Source organism: Stenotrophomonas sp. YIM B13575, from assembly GCF_042787595.1.
Classification (GTDB): domain Bacteria; phylum Pseudomonadota; class Gammaproteobacteria; order Xanthomonadales; family Xanthomonadaceae; genus Stenotrophomonas; species Stenotrophomonas lactitubi_B.
This window is the reverse complement of the sequence record NZ_JBHZOP010000170.1, coordinates 1-4,519: the sequence shown is the minus strand read 5'-3', so window position 1 is coordinate 4,519 and position 4,519 is coordinate 1. Positions and strand designations below refer to the sequence as shown.

The window sequence follows — 4,519 nt, the reverse complement described above, 5'->3', positions numbered from 1 at the left end:
CCCGAGGGTGCGCTGCACGCTGTAGAGCCGAGCCCATGCTCGGCTGCTTCTGGTGCGGAGCCGAGCATGGGCTCGGCTCTACAAGATGTCCGCCCGCGCGACCGGCTCAGGCCTTGCGGCGCTCGATCAGGTTCAACAGCGGCCCGGTCATCGCAGTGGTCACCAGCGCCATGATCACCAGCACCGCGAACAGGCGGTCGCCGAGCAGGCCCAGTTCGTAGCCCAGGTTGAGCACGATCAGTTCCATCAACCCGCGGGTGTTCATCAGCGCACCCAGCCGCCACGCCTCGCGCGAGGCCATGCCGGTACTGCGCGCCGCACTCCAGGTGCCCAGCAGCTTGCCCACCGTGGCCACGGCGATCACCACCACGCACAACAGGATGTCGCTGCCCTGCAGCGCGTCGGCACGCATGCGCAGGCCGGTCATGGCGAAGAACAGCGGCAGCAGCAGGGTCACCGCGAACGGTTCGACCCTGGCCACCAGCAGCTGCCGCAGCTGCGCGTTGGACGACACCGCCACACCCGCAGCGAACGCACCGAACAACGCATGGATGCCGAGCACTTCGGTAACCAGCGCACTGGCCAATGACAGCAGCAGGATGCCCAGCAGCCAGCGCCCTTCGCGACCCGGCGCGATCGTCTGCCGGGCAAACCACGGCTTCACCAGCCCCAGCATCAGCGCGATGAACGCCACCACGCACAGCAGGTTGAGGCTGGCCGGCAGCCAGCCGGTAGCCTGCGCTGCCGCCACGATCAGCGCCAGCAGGCACCACGCGGTCGCATCGCCCAGCGCCGCGCAGGCGATGGCGGTCTGCCCCAGCGATGTGTGGGTGATGCCGCGATCAGCGAGGATGCGCAGCAGCACCGGGAAAGCGGTGATGCTCATCGAGATGCCGACGAACAGCGCGAACGCGGTGAAACCCACGCCCTGCGGACCGTGCTGCGGATACAGCCAGATCGCCAGGACCACGCCGAGCACGAACGGCACCGCGATGCCGGCGTGGCTGACAGTGAAGGCGAATCGGCGACGCCCACGCAGCGCGCCCAGATCCAGCTCGGCGCCGGCCACCAGCAGGAACATCAGCACGCCCAGCTGGCTGAGCATGCCCAGCGGCCCCAACGAAGCGGCCGGGAACAGCGCGCCGTGCACCTGTGGCAGCAGACTCCCCAGTAACAGCGGCCCCATCATTAGGCCAGCGGCCATCTCGCCGATCACGGCCGGCTGTCCGAAACGCTTCAATAGTGCGCCCGCGCCTTTGGCGACCAGCAACAGCACCAGCAGCTGCAGCAGGAACAGGCCGAGCGGCGAGGCCAGGTGATGCGCCCAATCACTGCCGACCACGGCCTCGGCCTTGCTGGCCACCGTCGGCAGCCCGGGCCCGGCATAGCGGGCCAGCAGCAGGCCGACCAGCAACGGCACGCCAGCCCATACCAGGTACCGCCACGCCCACTTCGTCGGTCGCGCGGAACCTCCGGTCTGTACGTCCATGAACATTCCCCAATGTGCAGGGCGCCGATGATACGTCCTTGCCTGCTCCGGCGCTGCGCGCTCGCCGGGCATGGTCCGGCGCTACCGTTGTCAGGCGACCGGGCACTGCCGGTCAGGCCAACGCCTGCTCGTGCACCCCGGCGATGGCGCGGCCCGACGGATCGGCGGCGGCGGCAAAGCTGGCATCCCAGGCAATGGCTGCCGGCGAGGAACAGGCGATCGACTTGCCGCCCGGCACGGTTTCAGCCGCCGCGTGGCTGGGGAAGAACTGCTCGAACAGGTGGCGGTAGTAGTACGCCTCCTTGGTCTGCGGCGGATTGTGCGGGAAACGCTTGTCGGCGGCGGCCAGTACGCGGTCGCTGACCTGCGCTTCGGCATGCGCCTTCAGGCCGTCGATCCAACCGTAGCCGACGCCGTCGCTGAACTGCTCCTTCTGCCGCCACAGGATGCTGTCCGGCAGGTAGCCCTCGAAGGCCTCGCGCAGCACTGCCTTCTCGATGCGGCGACCACCGAAGCCGGCACCGACCATCTTGTGCGCGGCATCGAAACGCATCGCCACGTCGAGGAACTCGCGGTCCAGGAACGGCACGCGCGGCTCCACGCCCCAGGCCATCATCGACTTGTTGGCGCGCAGGCAATCGTAGTTGTGCAGGGCGTCGAGCTTGCGCACCAGTTCCTGGTGGAATTCGCGCGCGTCCGGTGCCTTGTGGAAGTACAGATAGCCGCCGAAGATCTCATCGCTGCCTTCGCCGGACAGCACCATTTTCACGCCCATCGCCTTGATCCGGCGCGCCAGCAGGAACATCGGCGTGGAGGCGCGGATGGTGGTGACGTCGTAGGTTTCAATGTGGCGGATCACCTCCGGCAACACATCCAGTCCTTCCTCGAAGGTGTATTCGAAGCCGTGGTGCACGGTGCCCAGCGCTTCGGCGGCAACCGCAGCAGCGGCCAGATCCGGCGAACCCTTCAGGCCGATGGCGAACGAATGCAGGCGCGGCCACCAGGCTTCGCTCTGGCCGCCATCTTCGATGCGACGCCGCGCATAACGTGCTGCCACGGCGGCGACCAGCGATGAATCCAGCCCGCCCGACAACAGCACGCCATACGGCACGTCACTCATCAGCTGGCGTTCGACCGCATGTTCGAAGGCCTGGCGCAGCTCGGCGAGATCGGCCTGGCGGCCCTGCACGTCGTCGTACTCGCGCCACGGCTGCTGGTAGTAGCGCACCAGTTCGCCGCTGGCACTGTCGTAGTAATGGCCCGGCGGGAACTGGGCAACGTCGGCACAGGTATCGACCAGCGCCTTCATTTCAGACGCTACGCGCAGCCGCCCCTGCGCATCATGGCCCCAGTACAGCGGCACCACGCCGACCGGATCGCGCGCCACCAGCACACGGCCGGCTGCACGGTCCCACAGGGCAAAAGCGAAGATGCCGTTCAACTGTTCCAGCCATTGCGCCGGCGATCCGCCCTGGCGGTACAGCGCGTTGATCACCTCGCAGTCCGAACCGGTCTGGAAGGCATAGGCTTCGGCGAGGCCGGCCTTGAGCTGCTGGTGGTTGTAGATCTCGCCGTTGACCGCCAGCGCCAGCTGCCCGTCTGCGGACAGCAGCGGCTGCGAGCCGCCGGCCGGATCGACGATGGCCAGGCGCTCGTGGACCAGCAGCGCGCCTTCATCCAGGTACACGCCGCTCCAGTCCGGGCCACGATGGCGCTGGCGCTGCGACAGCTCCAGCGCATGGCGGCGCAGGGAAGGAAGATCGTCACCGGCCTGCAGGCCGAAAATACCGAAGATCGAACACATGGGTGGAACTCCTGTTGTGGGGAAGTACACGGGGGGAAGGTGTTCGACCGGCCATCCAGGCCCGGGTGGCGCTGCGCCCGGGCACAAAAAAACCCGCATCGACCGATGCGGGTTTTCTGGTGTCCGGGCGTATGTTGCTGTCTATCTACCCAGGGCGCAGTCCCGCATCGGCCGCGCACGATTATTCGCGCGCAGATTATTGCGGTTGTTGTTGTTGACGGCGGTGGCCAGGCGGATCGACATGGCATCGACCCTACCCCGGTTTCCGCCGCCGCGCAACAGTTGCGTCGGCAACCACGTCCTGAAGCGCATAATGGCCCGCCCTGAATCGTGTAACGGGAATGCAACACTGCAATGGACGCACCGCGGCGCTGGCCGCCCTGCTCTGCCTGGGCCTGGCCGCTTGCCAGACCCTGCCTCCTCCCTCGGCCCTGCCGCCGGCCCAGCAACAGGCACTGGAACAACGCGGAACCGACGGCAGCTTCGACGGTGCCTTTGATACCGCGGAAACCTTTGAACGCTTCAACGATCCGCGCGCCATTGCCTATTACGAGCGTGCGGCGGCAGTCACCCCCTGGACCTTCCACAACACCAAGGCGGAAGAAGCACTGGGCCGGATCTGGATCTCCGGCACGCTGCGCCATGCCGACAGCCCCCACATCAACCCGGCACCAGTGCTGCGCGCGTCCTGGCGACGTGGCGAACGCGCCTACCTGGCGGCGGCCAACCACGGCAATCCCTATGCGTTCTACGGGCTCGCCACGGCCTATCGCCAGCGTGGTGACGCACAACAGGCGCTGCGCTGGGACCTGCGCGGAATGATCTACCAGCGCTACGCGAGTTCATCATCGCGACTGCCGGATGCGGTGGCTGCGCAGGGTGACACCGTGCATCCGCTGGTTGCGCAGATCCAGCGTCGCGCCGAGCGTGGCGATGCCGAAGCGCAGGTGGATCTGGGCGCACTGCTTGAAAAAGGCGTGGGCCTGCCGCGCGATCCGGCACGCGCGCTGCAGATGTATCAGCGTGCCGCGGAACAGGGCAATGTGTTCGGCCAGTACTTCGCCGGGCTGCTGCTGGGCCGGAGTGCGCCGGGCGTGGAGAGGGACAGCGATGCGGCGGCGCGTTGGTTCGCCAAGGCCGAGGCGCAGCGCTTCTACATGGCCGCGCCGAGCTACTGGAAGAAAGCGGTCGAACCGCCATTCTTCATTTTTTCGGAATAGTAGAGG

3 protein-coding genes are annotated in these 4,519 nt (G+C 67.2%); 1 reads left to right on the top strand and 2 read right to left on the bottom strand.

Annotated features, from left to right (window positions below; translation table 11 throughout):
• Window positions 1–106: 106 nt before the first annotated feature.
• Both ACFX4F_RS20065 and asnB read right to left on the bottom strand, forming a co-directional pair.
• Window positions 107–1,495 (bottom strand): cation:proton antiporter, encoded by a 1,389-nt coding sequence (locus tag ACFX4F_RS20065; RefSeq protein WP_099821414.1) that lies wholly within the window; start codon window positions 1,493–1,495, stop codon window positions 107–109.
• Window positions 1,496–1,601: 106 nt separating this feature from the next.
• Window positions 1,602–3,293 (bottom strand): asparagine synthase B, encoded by a 1,692-nt coding sequence (gene asnB / locus ACFX4F_RS20060; protein ID WP_099821415.1) that lies wholly within the window; start codon window positions 3,291–3,293, stop codon window positions 1,602–1,604.
• 341 nt (window positions 3,294–3,634) lie between these two features.
• Here asnB and ACFX4F_RS20055 point away from each other — a divergent pair, with 341 nt between their 5' ends.
• Window positions 3,635–4,513: a tetratricopeptide repeat protein gene (locus tag ACFX4F_RS20055; RefSeq protein WP_099821416.1), complete on the top strand. Its 879-nt coding sequence runs from the start codon at window positions 3,635–3,637 to the stop codon at window positions 4,511–4,513.
• Window positions 4,514–4,519: the final 6 nt, after the last annotated feature.

Bases quoted from the DNA above. Each gene is read 5' to 3' on its own strand.
- ACFX4F_RS20065 (WP_099821414.1), bottom strand. From the start codon at position 1,495: ATGTTCATGGACGTACAGACCGGAGGTTCCGCGCGACCGACGAAGTGG.
- ACFX4F_RS20055 (WP_099821416.1), top strand. From the start codon at position 3,635: ATGCAACACTGCAATGGACGCACCGCGGCGCTGGCCGCCCTGCTCTGC.
- asnB (WP_099821415.1), bottom strand. From the start codon at position 3,293: ATGTGTTCGATCTTCGGTATTTTCGGCCTGCAGGCCGGTGACGATCTT.